This is a genomic window from Arthrobacter sp. NQ4 (assembly GCF_029077345.1).
GTDB lineage: Bacteria > Actinomycetota > Actinomycetes > Actinomycetales > Micrococcaceae > Arthrobacter.
In genome coordinates, this window is record NZ_JARETC010000011.1 from 98,311 (window position 1) to 114,810 (window position 16,500).

17 protein-coding genes are annotated in these 16,500 nt (G+C 66.4%); 7 read left to right on the forward strand and 10 right to left on the reverse strand.

The features are described 5' to 3' along the window. Positions 1 to 11: 11 nt before the first annotated feature. Entirely contained in the window at positions 12 to 881 is an 870-nt protein-coding gene (locus PUN51_RS16830; RefSeq protein WP_275181866.1) for an FHA domain-containing protein, read from the reverse strand. A 5-nt stretch (positions 882 to 886) separates the two neighbouring features. Then, positions 887 to 1,144: a hypothetical protein gene (locus PUN51_RS16835; RefSeq protein WP_159632858.1), complete on the reverse strand. Its 258-nt coding sequence runs from the start codon at positions 1,142 to 1,144 to the stop codon at positions 887 to 889. Positions 1,145 to 1,388: 244 nt separating this feature from the next. Here PUN51_RS16835 and PUN51_RS16840 point away from each other — a divergent pair, with 244 nt between their 5' ends. The 4 genes from PUN51_RS16840 (at position 1,389) to PUN51_RS16855 (ending at position 4,578) form a co-directional block, all read left to right on the forward strand. Beyond that, on the forward strand, positions 1,389 to 1,889 hold the full coding sequence (locus tag PUN51_RS16840; RefSeq protein WP_159632859.1) for a DUF427 domain-containing protein: 501 nt from the start codon (positions 1,389 to 1,391) through the stop codon (positions 1,887 to 1,889). A 73-nt stretch (positions 1,890 to 1,962) separates the two neighbouring features. Further along, positions 1,963 to 2,673 carry a response regulator transcription factor gene (locus tag PUN51_RS16845; protein ID WP_056331118.1) on the forward strand — a complete coding sequence of 237 codons (711 nt, stop codon included), beginning with the start codon at positions 1,963 to 1,965 and terminating at the stop codon, positions 2,671 to 2,673. A 2-nt stretch (positions 2,674 to 2,675) separates the two neighbouring features. After that, a complete protein-coding gene (locus PUN51_RS16850; protein WP_275181867.1) occupies positions 2,676 to 4,184 on the forward strand; it encodes a sensor histidine kinase in 1,509 nt (502 codons plus the stop codon). Positions 4,185 to 4,290: 106 nt separating this feature from the next. Then, on the forward strand, positions 4,291 to 4,578 hold the full coding sequence (locus tag PUN51_RS16855) for a WXG100 family type VII secretion target (RefSeq protein ID WP_159632861.1): 288 nt from the start codon (positions 4,291 to 4,293) through the stop codon (positions 4,576 to 4,578). 9 nt (positions 4,579 to 4,587) lie between these two features. Here PUN51_RS16855 and PUN51_RS16860 read toward each other — a convergent pair whose 3' ends face one another. Then, the gene (locus PUN51_RS16860) at positions 4,588 to 5,664 is read right to left on the reverse strand and encodes a ribonuclease HI family protein (RefSeq protein ID WP_275181868.1); all 1,077 of its coding nucleotides are present in this window, start codon (positions 5,662 to 5,664) and stop codon (positions 4,588 to 4,590) included. 196 nt (positions 5,665 to 5,860) lie between these two features. Here PUN51_RS16860 and PUN51_RS16865 point away from each other — a divergent pair, with 196 nt between their 5' ends. After that, a complete protein-coding gene (locus tag PUN51_RS16865) occupies positions 5,861 to 7,171 on the forward strand; it encodes an ABC transporter substrate-binding protein (protein ID WP_275181869.1) in 1,311 nt (436 codons plus the stop codon). Positions 7,172 to 7,259: 88 nt separating this feature from the next. Here PUN51_RS16865 and groL read toward each other — a convergent pair whose 3' ends face one another. The 5 genes from groL to PUN51_RS16890 all read right to left on the reverse strand — a co-directional run bounded on the left by groL (position 7,260) and on the right by PUN51_RS16890 (position 11,747). Next, a complete protein-coding gene (gene groL, locus PUN51_RS16870; RefSeq protein ID WP_159632864.1) occupies positions 7,260 to 8,894 on the reverse strand; it encodes a chaperonin GroEL in 1,635 nt (544 codons plus the stop codon). Between the two features lie 290 nt (positions 8,895 to 9,184). Then, positions 9,185 to 10,453 (reverse strand): ABC transporter substrate-binding protein, encoded by a 1,269-nt coding sequence (locus PUN51_RS16875; RefSeq protein ID WP_275181870.1) that lies wholly within the window; start codon positions 10,451 to 10,453, stop codon positions 9,185 to 9,187. Next, a complete protein-coding gene (locus tag PUN51_RS16880) occupies positions 10,453 to 10,659 on the reverse strand; it encodes a cold-shock protein (RefSeq protein WP_141180812.1) in 207 nt (68 codons plus the stop codon). The genes PUN51_RS16875 and PUN51_RS16880 overlap by 1 nt, the downstream gene beginning before the upstream one ends. Before the next feature lie 65 nt (positions 10,660 to 10,724). Then, entirely contained in the window at positions 10,725 to 11,366 is a 642-nt protein-coding gene (locus tag PUN51_RS16885; RefSeq protein WP_275181871.1) for a LytR C-terminal domain-containing protein, read from the reverse strand. 51 nt (positions 11,367 to 11,417) lie between these two features. Next, positions 11,418 to 11,747 (reverse strand): DUF3263 domain-containing protein, encoded by a 330-nt coding sequence (locus PUN51_RS16890; RefSeq protein ID WP_159632867.1) that lies wholly within the window; start codon positions 11,745 to 11,747, stop codon positions 11,418 to 11,420. A 131-nt stretch (positions 11,748 to 11,878) separates the two neighbouring features. Between PUN51_RS16890 and PUN51_RS16895 the strand changes: the two genes are divergently transcribed. Both PUN51_RS16895 and PUN51_RS16900 read left to right on the forward strand, forming a co-directional pair. Beyond that, complete coding sequence (locus PUN51_RS16895; protein ID WP_275181872.1) at positions 11,879 to 12,649, forward strand: uracil-DNA glycosylase; 771 nt, start codon at positions 11,879 to 11,881, stop codon at positions 12,647 to 12,649. A 13-nt stretch (positions 12,650 to 12,662) separates the two neighbouring features. Continuing rightward, positions 12,663 to 13,502, forward strand: coding sequence for a siderophore-interacting protein (locus PUN51_RS16900; RefSeq protein ID WP_275181873.1), 840 nt, complete (start codon positions 12,663 to 12,665; stop codon positions 13,500 to 13,502). Positions 13,503 to 13,522: 20 nt separating this feature from the next. Here PUN51_RS16900 and PUN51_RS16905 read toward each other — a convergent pair whose 3' ends face one another. Together PUN51_RS16905 and PUN51_RS16910 are read right to left on the reverse strand one after the other, a co-directional pair. Continuing rightward, positions 13,523 to 15,010 (reverse strand): threonine/serine ThrE exporter family protein, encoded by a 1,488-nt coding sequence (locus PUN51_RS16905; protein ID WP_159632870.1) that lies wholly within the window; start codon positions 15,008 to 15,010, stop codon positions 13,523 to 13,525. A 34-nt stretch (positions 15,011 to 15,044) separates the two neighbouring features. Beyond that, a complete protein-coding gene (locus PUN51_RS16910; protein WP_275181874.1) occupies positions 15,045 to 16,361 on the reverse strand; it encodes a peptidoglycan bridge formation glycyltransferase FemA/FemB family protein in 1,317 nt (438 codons plus the stop codon). Positions 16,362 to 16,500 lie beyond the last annotated feature (139 nt).

Consider the following 16,500-nt stretch of genomic DNA (forward strand, 5'->3'; position numbering starts at 1 on the left):
CCTGCACGTCCTCAGCTGATGCCCTCGGAGCTGTCACGCTCCATGGTTCCCGTCCGTGGGTCCAGCTGGGGGCGTTCGTAGGCCAGTTCGCCGCCGCTCCGGCCGCCATAGGGGCGGCCGTGGTCGGCGAATTCCTCCCGGAAGAAGGCAAGGCACCACTGCCCCATTTGGATCCTTGCCCCGGTCCGCAGTACGGAAGGCCCTGTCCTGGAAACACTTCCGCTGACCGGCCCGTAAGGTACCAGGACGTACTCATCCTGCTCGTCGTGCCTGATTTCGGCGTGGAGTGCATCCAGGCCCTCCAGCTGGACATCCGACCCGGGGCTGCCGCCTATGGTCGTGACCTCCCCGGAGAGGGCCACCTCCCGCGGGATCTGGCCGGTCCAGGTGGCGGCATCCTGAACAAAGATCAGCCGCGGCCGGCCGCCACCCCTGGCGTAGTGGGTGGTGGTGATGCGCCGGATGATGTTCCGCTGGACTGTGGGGACCAACGGCAAGGGCGTGGCTGGGGGCAGCAGTGGCATACCCCTGGGCCTCCGCCTTCCCTGCCTGACCAGCGGCAGCAGGGAGCCGAGCTTGCCCAGTTTGATATGGGGCGAGCGCGTCACCAGCCGCTGTGACGCCGGGCTGTCCACGTTGCCCAGGCTGAGGATGGTTCCGTCAGGTCCGGCAACGGTGACGCTGATCCCCTTGCGGGCCAGCAGCTCCGCCAGCGGTTTAATCTCTTCAAGCGATGGCAGGCCGCCGCCGGTCAGCGGGGCGAGGCCTTCCAGTGACAAGGTCACCTCCGTACCGGCGGCCTTGGCACGGCCGTTGGTGACAGCACCCGACCCGTCCGTGTACGAAAAGTCCAGATCGATGTCCAGACGGTTCTCCGCCATGTCCGTCAACCGCGGTTCGAGTCCGCTCCGGCGGCGTCCCGGTCACTGGTGGTGACGCGCAGGCTTCCGTTGAGCTTCCAGGTGGCACGCGGTGCGTCGGGGCCGATGTCACGCGGAACCTCAACGGTCATGTCGATGAACTGGTAGTTGATCGCGGCACCTTTGCCGGTGAGATAGGACCACATCTCCTCGGCAAGGTCCGCCCAGTCCCGGATGCTGCGTTCATTGGCAGCTGGTTTGTCAGTCGCACTCAGGTCAGTCATGATGGTCAATCCCCTTCGATGGGCCAGGAGCTATCGGAAAACTACCGGTGGTGGGGTGGAGCCACGGGGGTGCGGAAAAACGGCTGCCGGTGCTCCGTTGGAACGCTGGTGCCGGGCTTGGCCGCCCGGCAAGCATCACTGTATTCCCGCAGCAGGGGCGGGGGAAGACGCGGGACGCGGAACGTTCTTGCCGCGAATTGGGTTCCCGGGTGCGGAACGCCGCGTCCGGACGCACACTGGAAGCATGACTACAAGAATCGTCCCTGCCACGCCCGGACCCGGGCAGGAGTCGGTCTGGGACTATCCCCGGCCGCCGCGGATCGAGCCCAGCACTGAACGGATCCGCATCGTCCTGGGCGGTGAGCTGATCCTCGATACCACCGATTCGCTGCGCGTCCTCGAAACCAGCCACCCACCGGTGTACTACATCCTCAAGTCAGCATTCGCCGCCGGTTCCCTGGAGCCCGCCTCGGGCAGCAGCTTCTGCGAGTTCAAGGGTTCCGCGAAGTACCTGACCGTGCGTGGCGGCGGCAAGGAAGCGGACAGCGCCGCCTGGTCCTATCCCGAGCCGGCCTCCGGCTTCGAGGCACTCGCTGACCGGGTGGCGGTCTACCCCGGCCGGATGGATTACTGCGAAGTGGATGGCGAACGGGTGACGGCCCAGCCCGGCCGCTTCTACGGTGGCTGGATCACCAGCCGGGTGGTGGGCCCGTTCAAAGGCGAGCCGGGGACCATGGACTGGTGACCGCAAGCCCACCATCACCATGCTCACAACGAATATCCAGACAACTCCCAGAGACTGGGAGCATGATGGGAGCATGAACAAGAACGGTCCAGAAGCCCGGCTGCTCGTCGTTGATGATGAACCCAACATCCGCGAGCTCCTCTCCACGTCGCTCCGGTTCGCCGGCTTTGAAGTGGTTTCCGCCGCGAACGGCCGCGACGCCCTCGCCGCGGCCGATACCCACGCCCCCGACCTGGCCGTGCTGGACGTCATGCTCCCTGACATGGACGGCTTCACCGTGACCCGGCGGCTTCGTGCCTCCGGCAAGCACTTCCCCGTTCTCTTCCTGACCGCCAAGGACGACACGGAGGACAAGGTAACGGGCCTGACCGTGGGCGGCGACGACTACGTCACCAAGCCCTTCAGCCTCGACGAAGTGGTGGCCAGGATCCGTGCCGTGCTCCGCCGCACGCAGCCCCTGCTCGACGACGACGCGGTCATCCGCGTGGACGACCTCGAACTCGACGACGACGCCCATGAGGTGCGCCGTGGCGGCACCGTCATTGAACTCTCCCCCACCGAGTTCAAGCTCCTGCGCTACCTCATGCTCAACCCCAACCGGGTCCTGTCCAAGTCGCAGATCCTTGACCACGTCTGGGAGTACAACTTCAACGGGGACGCGTCCATCGTGGAGTCCTACATCTCCTACCTGCGGCGGAAAGTGGACATCGACCCCGAGGCGCCGGCCCTGATCCAGACCAAGCGCGGCGTGGGCTACGTCCTGCGGACGGCCGAAAAGCGCTGACCTTGCTGAAGCGGTGGAAGTCGGCCTCACTCAGGTCGCAGCTGGTGGCCATGATCATGGCCCTGCTGATTGTGGCCCTGACAGTGACCGGTGCGGTGACTCTGACACTGCTGCACAGCTACCTTCAGGGCCAGGTGGATGACAAACTGAACGCCGCCGTCGACTCCGCCCGGAAACAACGCTCCTTCACCCAGCTGCAGGCTCCCAGCTCCATACCCACCGACTACTCGCTGATGCTCTTCGCGCCGGGCGAGCAGCCGTACACGTTCGGCGGTGATCCCGACGACCACCCGGACATCAGCTCCATGACGGTGGAACAGGCGCAGGCCCGCGACCTGGCCCCCTTCCAGGTCCGCGGGACGGACGGGGAGAACTGGCGCGTGGTGGCCGTGACGGTCCAGAACGGCCAAACCACTGCCGTGGTGGTGATTGGGCTGCCGCTGGAGAGCGTGGACGACGTCCTCAAGCATGCCACCCTGGTGGTCACCGGGGTGGGCCTGCTGACGCTGCTGCTGGCCTCGCTCATTGCGAGCTGGACCGTGTCGCGTTCCTTCCGGCCTCTTGCCAGGGTGGAAAAAACGGCCGCCGCCATTGCCGCCGGCGACCTCTCCCGCCGCGTGGAAGTGGAGAACCCCACTACCGAGCTGGGCCGGCTCAGCAGTTCGCTGAATGCCATGCTGGCGCATATTGAAACCGCCTTCGCAGCGCGGACCGCCTCCGAAGCCAGGATGCGCCGCTTTGCCGCCGACGCCTCCCACGAGCTGCGTACCCCGCTGGTGACCATCCGCGGGTTCTCCGAGTTGTACCGCCACGGCGCCCTGGCCACGGACGAGGACGTGGCCACAGCCATGGGACGGATCGAAAGCGAAGCCAAGCGCATGGGGTCGATGGTTGAGGACCTGCTCCTGCTGGCCCGCCTCGATGAGCAGCGGCCCCTGCAGCAGAAGCCGGTGGACCTGCAGCTGATCGCGCACGATGCCGTGGTGGACACGCAGGCGAGCGACCGTTCCAGGGTGATTTCACTGACCGGGCTCGACGGCGGACCGGCGGCACCTGCCCCGGTGCTCGGGGATGAGGCCAAGCTGCGCCAGGTGGTGGGAAACCTTGTGGGCAACGCCTTGCGCTACACCCCGGAGGGCAGTCCTATCGAACTCGCCGTTGGGGTGCGCAGTGCCGACGGCGGGGAGCGCTCCGTCATCGAAGTGCGGGACCACGGACCGGGCATTTCCGAAGAGGAGGCGGCCAAGGTCTTCGAACGCTTCTACCGTGCGGACACCTCCCGCACCAGGGAGACGGGTGGCAGCGGCCTGGGGCTCGCCATCGTGGCGGCAATCGTGGGATCCCACGGCGGCTCGGTGCGGGTTGAGAAGACCGACGGCGGCGGCGCCACCCTGGTGGTCAGCCTGCCGCGGCGTGAAGACCCACCCCGGGATGGCGGCGCAGACGGCCAGGAACCAGCCGGAAGCACCGCCGGCGCCAGGGGCAGCGACGGATCGGTTATCCACATATAGCCGGCCGGCAATGGCTCCGGCCCGCCGCCGCTCCATAGGCTCGTCCCAGCAGCCGGAACCGCCGGGCGCGGGGGCCACTCCCCCGCCCTATCTGAGAGGCACAGCCATGAGCATCATTTCCGTCGACACAGAATTACTTCAGCTGAAGTCCGCCAACGTGCAGGCCACGGTGGACCGGATCAGCGCCGACGTGCAAACCATGAAACGCGGACTGGATGAACTCCAGGGTTCATGGCGGGGCTCCGCCGCCACCAACTTCCAGGCACTCGTCACCGAATGGACCATCACCCAGGGCCGGGTGGAGGCTTCACTGGCATCCATCAACACCGCCTTGGCCTCTGCCGCCGCCACCTATGCCCAGGCGGAGCAGGGGAACGCGCAGCGGTTCAGCTGACACCTGGGCTCAGGCCTCCGGAGTCCCCTGGTGGAACCGCAACCGCCAGCGGTCCCCATCGAGGACCCACAGCGAACTGCGGAGCGTAGTGCCGGATCGCGTAAAGCTTCGGTACGTCAGCAGGACCGCACTGGTGCCGATGCGCTCCGCACCCAGGATTTCCATGTCGGTCCGTTCCCCCGGGTCCTCTTCCAGGGCCATCATCATGGCGTCCCGGGTCCAGACCCTTCCGGAACTCCCGATTTCCATGAAGTCCGGGTGAAGGAGGACGGCGGTCCGCCCGATATCCCCCCGCACCAAGGGACCCAGCAGCTCACGTTCGAGCTCTTCCACCAGCGCCTCGGGCGGGACTGAGCCGGCCTGCTGGGTTGCCTCGGCCACTTCGAGGGCTTCGTTGTCCAGTTCGCTGAACAGGTCAAGTTCCTCGAAGGCCGGGACGGGCGCCGGAGTGGCCCGCGGCCTCCCCGAAGCATCAGCGCCACGGACTGCCTGAACGTCGCCAGGCGCCGCTGCAGGACGGGCCGGTGCGGCGGGCGGGATGTCCAGCGTGGCGGGCGGAAGGCCCGCGCCGGAGGCAGGCTGCGGGGCCGCGGCGCGCCCGGAGGTGCCCGGGTGCTGGCCGCCGGGGAAGCCTGGACCCGACCTTGCTGCCACTCCCTGCTGGTAGGCGGTTGCCGCAGCCCTGGCGCGCTCGTCGGCTGCCTCATTGAGGTCGTGGCCGGCGTGCCCCTTGACCCATTCGAAGGTGTAGGTCCTGCCGGCCAGTTCGCGGTCAAGTTCCTTCAGCAGTTCCACGTTCAGGACAGGCTTTCCATCGGCCTTGCGCCAGCCTTTGCGCTTCCATCCCGGCATCCATTTGGTAATGGAGTTGATCACGTACTGGCTGTCGCAAAGGATGCGCAGGTCTTCCCCGGGCAGGTGCGCTGTAGCGCGCAGGAGGTCAAGGACAGCCATCAGCTCCCCCTGGTTGTTGGTCCCGTGGGGCCATCCGCCGGCGCGCCAGCAATCGTCATTCACATACCAGGCCCATCCGGCCGGGCCGGGGTTTCCCAAGGCCGAACCATCAGCCGCTGCAGTAATCGTCACCGGTCCATCCTGCCAGAAGCGGCCGACAGCGGCCCGGCGAAGATGTGGGAAAACGTTTACCGAAAATTCTTGACGGGGGTGCCGGATGCGCGAAACAATCACAGCATCACATGAGAAAGCGGTTTCTCTCATCCTTGGACTACGCCGGGCGACCGTGCTGGGCCGCGCCGGAGAAGCCAACCCGGAAGGAACATCAATGACGATTCCAGTCGTAAGCCGCCGCAGTTTCCAGCTTGGCGCTGCCGCCCTTGCCCTGTCCATCCTGGCCACAGGCTGCGGAGCCCCGGGCGGATCGGGCGACAACGGCCAGGTAACCCTGCGGTTCGCATGGTGGGGCAACGAGTACCTCAACGGACAGACAGACAAGGTCATCGCCGCGTTTGAGGCGTCCCATCCAAACATCAAGGTCAAGGCCGAGCCCGGCGAATGGTCCAGCTACTGGGACAAGCTGGCCACAAAGACCGCCGCCAACGATGCGCCCGACGTCATTCAGATGGACCAGAAGTACATCGCCGAATACGGCGGCCGCGGCGCCCTCATGGACTTGTCCAAGCAGGACGGCATCGACACGTCGAAACTGGACAAGGAAGCCCTCGCGTCCGGCCAGTACAGCGGCGCACAGTATGGCCTGAGCACAGGCCAGAATGCCTACGTCATCATGGCCAACACCAAGGTATTTGAAGCGGCCGGCATACCCGTCCCGGATGACAAGACGTGGACGTGGAAAGAATTCATGGACACCGCCGCGAAGCTCAGCGCCGCGAGTGACGGGAAGACCTATGGTGCCGCCTACGGCAGCAACGAGGCCGACCTGATCATCTGGCTGCGCCAGCACGGGGAAAACCTCTACTCCGCTGACGGCAAGCTCGGCTTTGAGGCCGGCACGGCCGCCTCCTTCTGGGAACGGCTCAAGGAACAACGCGATTCCAAGGCCAGCCCGCCGGCGAACGTGGCGACGGAAGACGGCGGGGCCAGCCTTGAGCAAAGCCTCTTCGGCACCAACCGGGTGGGTATGGCCTGGTGGTGGACCAACCAACTTGGATCGCTTGAGGCCACCACCGGCAGCAACATCAAAATGCTGCGCGCTCCGAGCGTCGACGGCGCGGCGGCCAGTAACGGCATGTACTACAAGCCGACGATGTTCTGGTCCGCCTCATCCCGTTCAAAGCATCCCAAGGAAGCCGCGGAGTTTATCAACTACCTCACCAACCGCCCGGAGGCCGGGGCCATCCTGATGACGGACAGGGGGGTACCCACCAACAGCGACATCGTTTCCAGCATCACGTCCTCGCTCAAGCCGGCAGACACCACCGTGGTGGGGTTCCTGAAGGACATTGCGCCGGATATCAAGGACGCGCCCCCGGTTCCTCCTGTGGGTGCGGGAAGCGTCCAGAATGTCATCAAGCGCTACACGGATGAAGTGCTGTATGACCGGCAGACCCCCCAGGCTGCCGCCGAAGCCTTCAAGAAGGAAGTCCAGGGGATGCTGGATTCGGCCAGGAAGTAGATCCCGGCAGCGGGACAAAAAAGTGCGGCCCCCTCCGAAGAGGGGGCCGCACTTTCGTAACTGGCGGGGCAGGTCCCGGCCGGGAGGCTTAGAAGCCGCCCATGCCGCCCATGCCGCCCATGTCGTCGCCACCGGCGGGGGCAGAAACCTTCTCCGGCTTGTCAGCCACCACTGCTTCGGTGGTGAGGAACAGGCCGGCGATCGAGGCAGCGTTCTGCAGAGCAGAGCGGGTCACCTTTACGGGGTCGTTGACGCCGGCAGCCAGCAGGTCGACGTACTCGCCGGTTGCTGCGTTCAGGCCGTGGCCTGCGGGCAGGCCGCGGACCTTGTCGACAACTACGCCAGGCTCCATGCCGGCGTTGAAGGCGATCTGCTTCAGCGGAGCGTCGATGGCAACGCGGACGATGTTGGCGCCCGTTGCTTCGTCGCCGGAGAGCTGAAGGTTGGCAAATGCCTTGGCACCGGCCTGGATCAGGGCCACGCCGCCACCGGCGACGATGCCTTCTTCAACTGCAGCCTTGGCGTTGCGCACGGCGTCTTCAATGCGGTGCTTGCGCTCCTTGAGCTCAACCTCGGTTGCAGCTCCGGCCTTGATAACTGCAACGCCGCCGGCCAGCTTGGCCAGGCGCTCCTGCAGCTTCTCGCGGTCGTAGTCGGAGTCGGAGTTCTCGATCTCGGCGCGGATCTGGGACACGCGGCCGGCGATCTGGTCGGCGTCGCCGGCACCTTCGACGATGGTGGTCTCGTCCTTGGTGACAACAACCTTGCGGGCCTGGCCCAGGAGCTCCAGGCCGGCAGTCTCCAGCTTGAGGCCAACTTCCTCGGAGATGACCTGGCCGCCGGTGAGGACGGCGATGTCGGCGAGCTGGGCCTTGCGGCGGTCACCGAAGCCCGGAGCCTTGACGGCGACGGACTTGAAGGTGCCGCGGATCTTGTTCACGATCAGGGTGGCCAGGGCCTCGCCCTCGATGTCCTCGGCAATGATCAGCAGCGGCTTGTTGGACTGCATGACCTTTTCCAGGACAGCAACCAGTTCCTTGACGTTGGAGATCTTGGAGTTGACGATCAGGATGTACGGATCCTCGAGGACCGTTTCCTGGCGCTCAGCGTCGGTGACGAAGTAGGCGGAGATGTAACCCTTGTCGAAGCGCATGCCTTCGGTGAGTTCCAGCTCCAGGCCGAAGGTGTTGGACTCCTCGACCGTGATGACGCCTTCCTTGCCCACCTTGTCCAGGGCTTCGGCGATAAGGGCACCGATCTCGTCGTCACCGGCGGAGATGGAGGCGGTAGCCGCGATCTCTTCCTTGGTTTCGATTTCCTTGGCGGAGTTCAGCAGCTCGGCGGTGACGGCCTCAACAGCCTTTTCGATACCGCGCTTGAGGGACAGCGGGTCGGCGCCGGCGGCAACGTTGCGCAGGCCTTCCTTGACCAGGGCCTGGGCCAGGACGGTTGCCGTGGTGGTGCCGTCACCGGCAACGTCGTCGGTCTTCTTGGCAACTTCCTTGACCAGCTCTGCGCCGATCTTCTCGTAGGGATCGTCCAGCTCGATCTCCTTGGCGATGGAAACACCATCGTTGGTGATCGTGGGGGCGCCCCACTTCTTTTCGAGGACGACGTTGCGTCCACGCGGGCCGAGGGTGACCTTAACGGCGTCGGCGAGGGTGTTCAGGCCACGCTCAAGGCCGCGGCGTGCCTCTTCATCAAATGCAATGATCTTGGCCATAACGGCAGTAGTCCTTTCGGGACAGTCGTTAAGAATGAACCTTCGCTGCAGTGCCCGCGACGGACGATCCTTTGCCGGCGGCCTCTGTATGCCTCCGGGCGGGGATCTCACTGAAGTGAGGTGTTTCTTTCGCTCCTCGACCGGTGCCGTGCGCTGCCGGCCGGAACCAGGCGGTGCTTTAGCAGTCGGTGCGTCAGAGTGCTAAGTCAATAATTAGCACTCCCCAGGTGAGAGTGCAAGCGAAAAGACGCGTAACACCCTGCAGGACGGGGCCGCTTCGCCCAGGGCGATCAGCCGGAGTGTCCGGCTGTCTCCCGGCCCGACAGGGTGGGGTTGTTGTCGGGTCCGAAGGTGTACACGGAGAAGAGGGCCTTGGTGATGTCGCCCTTGGCATCGAAGGCCACCGGGCCGGATTCGCCGTCATAGTTGATGTCCGGGCCGGCAGCAAGGCCGCCCAGGCACTCCTTGTAGCTCAAGCATGGGGCGGTTGGCACTCCGGCGCCGGGGCCGGCTGCCCCTCCGGAGACGGCAATCAGGTTGCCGGCAATGGAGCGTCCGGCGTCATCCTGGGCACGTGCTGCGGCGAGGGCCGCCAGCGTGACGGCGTCGTAGGTTTCGGCAGCGTAGGAGACGTCCTTGAGGGCAGGGTCCACCGCCAGCAGTTTTGCCTGGAAGGCAGCGGTGGGCAACTGTCCGGGGACGACGGCGCGTGTGCCCTCGAGGGTGCCGGAGGCGAGCCTGGAGCCGTAGCGGGCAAACGCGCCGTCGCTGAGGATGATCCGTGAACCGGTGAGGCCGGTGCTGTCCAGCCCGGCCAGGGCGTCCTGCGCGCCCTCGCGGGCAATCAGGACGACGGCGTCAGGCTTGGCCTTTGCGGTGGAGCGCGCGGCTTCGGCGGCGGCACCGTCCTTGAAGCCGGCCCCGGGCAGGACCGTGAGTCCGGACTTTGTCGCAGCGTCCGTGACGGCAGCGGAGAGGTCCTTGCCGTAGGAGCCCTCCTGGTACAGCACAGTGATGGTGGCCGCCCCGGAGTCCTTGGCGAGTTTTGCCAGCACGGGGCCCTGGGCGACGTCGGCTGCGGCGGTGCGGAAATAGTAGCCTCCGCTGGCGAGCCCTGACAGGCCTGCGGCGGTGTTGGCCGGCGAGATGACCGGTATGCGCGCGTGGGACAGAACGTCCACCGCGGCGGCCGCATGGCTGGAATCGGTGGGTCCGATCACCACATCCGCTTTGGCGGCGGCGAGGTCCTTCGCCTGCTTTCCCGGGTCCTGGTCCGGGTGCACCGGGAGGAGCTCCACCGGCCGGCCTTTGTGTCCGCCGGCGGCGTTGATGTCCTGGACGGCGAGCTTGGCGGCAGCCAGCTGGGGAGCGTTAAGGAAGGCATTGTCACCGGCATTGTCCAGGATCATCCCCACCCGCAGCACGCCGTCGCCGGAGGCCTCCGCCGTTTCCACCCTGGCGTTGCCGCCGGTACCGGCGCATGCCGTCATCGAAAGAACTGCTGCCGCGGACAGGGCGAGGGCCGCCCGGACGCGGCCATCCCGCCGCAGAGCAGGCATCACTGGGCCGGCCGGACGTTTTCCGCCTGCGGACCCTTTTCACCCTCGCCCACATCGAGCTGCACCCGCTGCCCCTCGGCCAGGGCACGGTACCCCTCCCCCTGGATTGCGGACCAGTGGACAAAAATGTCATCACCGGAGCCGTCAACGGTGATGAAGCCGTATCCCTTTTCAGCGTTGAACCATTTCACGGTTCCCAGTGCCATGATGAACAACTCTTTCCGTTTGGGGCCAGGTGGAGACCGGACCGGCGTTACTGGACGGCGTGCGGCTACCGGTAACCCGGGCCCAGGACCACAACGAGCGGCGACTGGAATTCGGTACTGTCCACCACAGTGGGGATGTTCAGCAGACTGGAAAGCGCCTGGGCGCTGGCCAGATGCTGGGGGCCCGCGTAGAAAATCACGGAGGACTTTTGCGGGGCTCCGGACCAGTTGCCAACCTGGCCGAGCCGCCAACCGTCACCCTGGACGGTTCCGCCTACCCGGCTGGCCAGCCCCGCCGTACCGGCGGCATTGTAGATGGCAACGGCCTGGGTCCTGTCGACGACGGCCTGCTGGCTGGCAGGGGCCGTGGACTCCGGAGCGGGGCCGGCGTCCTGGGTTGGCTCGGAAGAAGCGGAGGGCACCGTGGAAGCCACGGGCGCGGAAGCGGAAGGCGTGGCCGAAGGGGCTGTGCCGGTGCCGGCCAGCGGAGCTGACTCCACGCTGGCCGAGGCCTGGCTGGCGGTAGTGTTGAAGCCAAGTTTGGGAAGGATCAGGAAGGACACCAACCCTATGGCCAGGGCCGCCACTCCCATCGCCAGGATGGGCCACAGCCGCACGCGGGACGGGGCCGAGGCCGTCCGGTGGACACCTTGTCGCGACGCAGCCTCCGGGACTTTGTCGAATTCATCGCGGGCGTATCTGGTCATGGTGGAAGGACATCCTTGTTGATTGCGGCTGTTGTCCCGGCCTGGGGCGTCTTAAGCGTCGGATCCCAGGCGCCGGGCAGTACGTGCACGGTGGCGCGACGTACGTAGTCTACGCAATCTCTTGACCAGCATGGGATCGTGGGCCAGCGCATCCTCGCGGTCAATTAATGCGTTCAGGAGCTGGTAGTAATGGGTGGCGGAGAGGTCAAACAGGTCACGGATGGCCTGCTCCTTGGCTCCCGCGTACTTCCACCACTGCCGTTCCAGCGCCAGCATCTGTTGTTCACGCTCGGACAGGGAGGACTCACGAAGGGTGAAATCCGCCAGGAGGGAGTTCCCTGGATCCTGCTCCGGCAGGTGTTCCCGGGCCGGTTCCGCCACGGCGCACTCCTTCGCTGGTAAGGGTCAATGTCTTACCCCTATGCTAGCCGCCGAATAACAAGGGTGTCATTTACGCCCGCCCGGCTGGATGTTCCCGGCCGGCCCTGCTCCGTCCCTGCAACAATGGAACGATGGTTGAATCGGACGCCCTCTTCGAGCTGCAGCAGGACCCTGCGGACGCCGCCGGCTTCGCCGATCTGGCGCAGCTGCCACTGGCAGAGCTGATGGCTCCGGACTGGGCCGCGGCGCTGCAGGGCGTCGAAGCCCAGCTCCGGAAGGTCCTGGCGTTCCTCGCAGACGAAGAGGCGGCCGGGCACCAGCTCCTGCCGCCGCCGTCGAACGTCCTGCGCGCCTTCCGCCAGCCCTTCGCGGACGTGAAGGTCCTCATCGTGGGGCAGGACCCCTACCCCACGCCGGGACACGCCGTCGGCCTGTCGTTTTCGGTTGACCCGCACGTCCGCCCCCTCCCCCGCAGCCTGGTCAACATTTACCGGGAGCTGGAATCGGACCTTGGTATTCCCCCGCGCGTCCATGGGGATTTGTCCGCGTGGACGGAGCAGGGGGTGCTGCTCCTGAACCGGGTGCTCACCGTCCGGGCCGGCGCGGCGGGCTCCCACCGGGGCAAGGGCTGGGAGGAAATTACGACGGCGGCAGTCACCGCACTGGCCGCCCGCAAGTCCCCGGACAGGTCAGGGATGCCGCTGGTGGCGGTGTTGTGGGGCAAGGAGGCTGAGGGCGTCCGGCCGCTCCTGGGCGGGGCCCCTGCGGTCACCAGCCCGCACCCCAGTCCGCTGTCCGCTTCCCGCGGGTTCTTTGGTTCCAGGCCGTTCAGCCGCGTAAACCAGCTGCTCCGGGAACAGGGTGCGCGGGACGTAACCTGGGAACTCCCGCCGCTGCCCTAGCTAGGCTTGCCTTATGAGCACTGTCCCCGCCGCCACCAGCGCAACCAAGAAGAGCCGTCCGCAGGTCAACCTCACCGTGCTGCGGAAGGAACAGCTCTCCCCGCACATGGTCCGGATCGTGGCCGGCGGAGAGGGCTTCGGCGATTTCGTCAACAACGGGTTCGTTGACCGTTACGTGAAGATCGTCTTTCCACAGCCCGGCGTGGAGTACCCCTCCCCGCTGGATCTCTGGACGGTGCGGGAAACCATGCCGCGTGAGCAGTGGCCGTTCACCCGCACCTATACGCTGCGCTGGGTGGATCCCGGGGCCCGGGAGCTGGCCATCGACTTCGTGGTCCACGGCGATGAAGGGTTCGCCGGTCCGTGGGCGGCCAACGCCCAGCCGGGTGAGCCGTTGATCTTTACCGGCCCCGGCGGCGCGTACAACCCCAACCCCGAGGCCGACTGGTACCTCTTTGCCGGTGACGAGGCGGCCCTGCCCGCCGTCGCCGCCTGCATCGAGTCACTGCCGGCAGGGGCAACCGGGCTGGCCTTCCTCGAGGTCGGATCCGAGGCGGACATCCAGCCGATTGCCGCCCCGGCAGGACTGCACATCACCTGGCTGCCCCGCAACGGCGCTCCGGCGGGTTCCAGCGACCTGCTGGTGAACGCAGTGGCGGACGCGGAATGGCCCGATGGCACGGTGGATGTCTTCGCGCACGGCGAACGCGGCTACATGAAAGCCCTGCGCGAGGTCCTGTTCAAGCAGCGCGGACTGGAGCGCCGGCAGGTGTCCCTCTCCGGGTACTGGGCGCAGGGCCGGGTAGAGGACGACTTCCAGGCCGAGAAGAAGCTTCCGGTCGGCCAGATCTAGCCTGGACAGGCGGCCGTGGCCTAGCGGCGGCGGGCCCGGCGCCGCTCGTTGCTTGCCAGGCTGCGGGTCAGTGGACGGGCCAGCACGTCGCCCAGCACAATCCCGCCCGCCGTGCCCAGCACAATGGCGCCGGCGCTGAGCATCCCGCCGGCACCGGCCAGGACTTCAGACTCCTCAACAGTGAGCACATACATGGACCGGAAAATCGTGAGGCCCGGCAGCAGGATGAGTGCCGCGGGGACTGCCACCACCAGCTGCGGTGCGCCCATGCGCAGGGCTACCACCCGTGCCAGCAGGCCAATGACGACTGCGGCCATGGCAGGTGCAAACCGGTCCCCGATGCCCAGCTGGCCGCAGCCGAGCAGCACCAGGTAGCCGGCCACGCCCACGGCTGCCGTGGGCAGCAGGAGCTTCCACGTGGTCTGTTCCGTGATGCCGATGGCCATCACAGCGGCGGCCACGAAGAGGATCAGGACCCACAGATCGTAGGCGGGCGGGAAGGTCTGCGTGACGTCGATGCGCTGCAGCCCGGTCAACTCCCCCACCACGAAGGCAACGGCGATTCCCGCCACGATGGCGCCGAAGGTCAGCAGGGTGGACAGGAACCGGCCCGCCGCGGTCACGGGGAAGCCGTTGATGGCGTCCTGCACGGAGGACACCAGGCGCCCGGTGGGCAGGAGGAGCAGGATGCCGCCCACCACCACGATGGACGGCGACGTGGTGAGCCCCAGCTGCCAGAGCAGCAGCGCCAGCATGGTGACCACGAAAGAGCAGCTCGCGGTGATGAAGAAGTCGGGAACCCGCCAGCGTCCCAGCTGCCGGGCCAGCAGGCTGATGCCGATATTGGCCACGAACGCGATCACCGACGACACCGGCCCGCCGCCCAGGACCCCCACGAACACCGCGGCGAAAATGCCGAACGCCACGGTGACCATCCACCGCGGGTAGGGCTTGGGGCTGGTGATGGCCTCGTTGAGCCTGCGGATTGCTTCGTCACGGCCCACACCCCCGGCCACGATGTCGGTGACCAGCTGGTGCACCTTGGCCAGCCCGGCGTAGTTGTTGGTCCAGGACCGCACCACGCGCAGCAGGGCGATGGGGGTCTGGTCCTTGGGCGCGTAGTTGATGCCCACGGACTGGTTGGTGATGTCCACTTCGATGTTCTTCAGCCCCAGGGCCGCAGTGACCGCGATGATGCTGGTTTCGACTTCCAGGGCGCCCGCGCCGTAGCGGAACATGGTCTCAGCCAGGTGCAGGGCGAAGTCCAGGGTTTTGCGCGCGGACGTATCCACGCCGCCCACCTGGATGGTGGGGTTGGCGTACGGGCTGCCCGCCAGCCGGTCCACGATGCTCAGCGGAGCCGTGGGAGGATTCTCGCCCTGCACCAGGCGGCGCAGCATCCTCTTGGCGGCGGCGTCCTGCCGAAGCTGTGCAGGGGTCAGCGGTTCAGTCTTGGGCAGGCCATCAGTCTTCGGCCTGGACCCTGGCCGTTCGGGCCGGTTGGTCATGCCCGTTTCCTCCCTGTGCGCGGTTGATGGACTCTCAGGATGCGCGCTTCAGCGGCAGTTTACCCAGCAGTGTGCGGGCGGCAGCGGCAGCGGACCTGGCCAGCCGGTTGGCGTGGAAGACGGCGGGGCGGACCGGGAGGACGAAGTCCCCCACCAGCTGGACCACTTCCCCGCCGAATCCCTTCTTGAATTCGTAGCCGCCGTGGCCTTCCTCGTCCTGCCCGGAGATGCCGAACGTGCCGTAGAAGTTGTACCGCGGGTAGCCCTTCTCCAGGGCGTGCAGCATCATTCCCCAGTAAAGGGAGGTTGCGCCGTTGAAGTAGATGTAGTCCTGGACGGTGCCGCCGATCACGCACACCACCTCGTCGCCGTAGCAGACGAAGTGGATGGCCGCGACGGTGGCCGTTCCCACGGAGTCGGGGAAGCGTTCGATGTCCTTCAGGCTCCGCTCGTAGCTGTCCACCAGGTCCTGGACCACTTTGAGCCGGTTGGCCTTCTTCTTGCTGCCGGTCTCCTCCACCTCGCGGCGGAGGTCCGCCGCTGTGGCCGACTCCGCGGCCAGCCGTTCGGTGATGGATTTGCGGTAGGCCGGGATGTCGATCTTGGCCATCATCAGCTTGGTGAACTCCGTGGAGGTGGTGCGGAGCAGGTTCTCGTAGTAGGCGCGTTCGCGGTACACGAACCCTTTTTCGTCGCCTGCCCGGCTCAGGGCGCCGTAGAAATCGTCGAGGGTTTCCAGGGTGGCCTGTTCGAGGAAGACGCCGTTCTTTTCCGCCTTGCGGATGGCTTTGCGGGTGCGGTAGCTGGTGCCCATGATCAGTTCTTCGGCGTCCTGGATCCCCACCAGGTTTTTGATGAACATCCAGTTGACGTTGATGAAGTTCATGTCCAGGCCCTGGTGCTGGAATCCGAGCTGTTCCAGGTCCGCCACCAGCGGCCTGTTGTCTTCGACGTCCGGGTGTTCGGCGCCATCAGCGTCGCGTGCGATGTACCTGATGTTCGGCGAGATCCGCAGTTCAGCCGCCTTGCGCTCAGCGGCATGGTTGCGGAGAAGCCCGACGACGGCGCGCACCAGGTCCCGGTCCGAGTAGTCCATGAGGGGGCCCTTGGCACACTCGCAGACGGTGTAGCCCAGGCGGGTGGTGGTGTAGTTGAGCTTTCCTGCGGCCACGAGTTCGCCGTCGCGACGGACCCCGAAGAGTTCCACCTGCTGGCCCCGGGCACGCTGGAAGCGGGCGAAGTCGATGGACTGCAGGAAGCTGTTCTGCGGGTGCTTCAGGGCGAAGGCCTCGAATTCGGCGTCGCTGAGGTTGGCGTATTCAAGCCCGGTCGCGGCGGAAACTGGATTCAAGGGGTGACCTTCTTCTGGACTCTTCGCGGCCTGTGGGCACGCACTGGGTGGAGGGTGTTCAGGGTGGAGGGTGTTCAGGGCGGACGGCGTTCGGGCCGGCCGGGTTCCCGCAGCGTACGGGCCGCGCGGGGCGCTCAGG